The organism is Bartonella sp. AA16NXGY (genome assembly GCF_042197325.1).
Classification (GTDB): domain Bacteria; phylum Pseudomonadota; class Alphaproteobacteria; order Rhizobiales; family Rhizobiaceae; genus Bartonella.
This window is the reverse complement of the sequence record NZ_JBHIRR010000071.1, coordinates 1-674: the sequence shown is the minus strand read 5'-3', so window position 1 is coordinate 674 and position 674 is coordinate 1. Positions and strand designations below refer to the sequence as shown.

General features: G+C 45.0%; 1 pseudogene. It reads right to left on the bottom strand.

Annotated elements, in window-relative coordinates:
• Positions 1–258 precede the first annotated feature (258 nt).
• Positions 259–427, bottom strand: a pseudogene (groEL, locus tag ACFINK_RS09380) (chaperonin GroEL); the annotation flags it as partial.
• Positions 428–674 lie beyond the last annotated feature (247 nt).

The following is a 674-nucleotide window of genomic DNA, read 5'->3' as shown; positions in this document are numbered from 1 at the left end:
CCATTCCACCCATTCCGCCAGCAGGCATCGGAGGCATTGGTGTATCTTTCTTTGGAACTTCAGCAACCATTGCTTCTGTTGTGATCAGAAGGCTCGCAATTGAAGCCGCATTCTGAAGAGCAGAACGCAAAAACTTTCACGGGATCAACAATTCTTGAAAGCAATCAAATCACCAAATTCACCGATTGGAAAACATGAAAAAGCATAAAAAAACGGGCACAGAAGGCCCGTTTCTTTATTACGTCTAGGAATAAGAGCTTAGAAATCCATTCCGCCCATTCCACCCATTCCGCCAGCAGGCATCGGAGGCATTGGTGTATCTTTCTTTGGAACTTCAGCAACCATTGCTTCTGTTGTGATCAGAAGGCTCGCAATTGAAGCCGCATTCTGAAGAGCAGAGCGCAAAAACTTTCACGGGATCAACAATTCTTGAAAGCAATCAAATCACCAAATTCACCGATTGGAAAACATGAAAAAGCATAAAAAAACGGGCACAGAAGGCCCGTTTCTTTATTACGTCTAGGAATAAGAGCTTAGAAATCCATTCCGCCCATTCCACCCATTCCGCCAGCAGGCATCGGAGGCATTGGTGTATCTTTCTTTGGAACTTCAGCAACCATTGCTTCTGTTGTGATCAGAAGGCTCGCAATTGAAGCCGCATTCTGAAGAGCAGA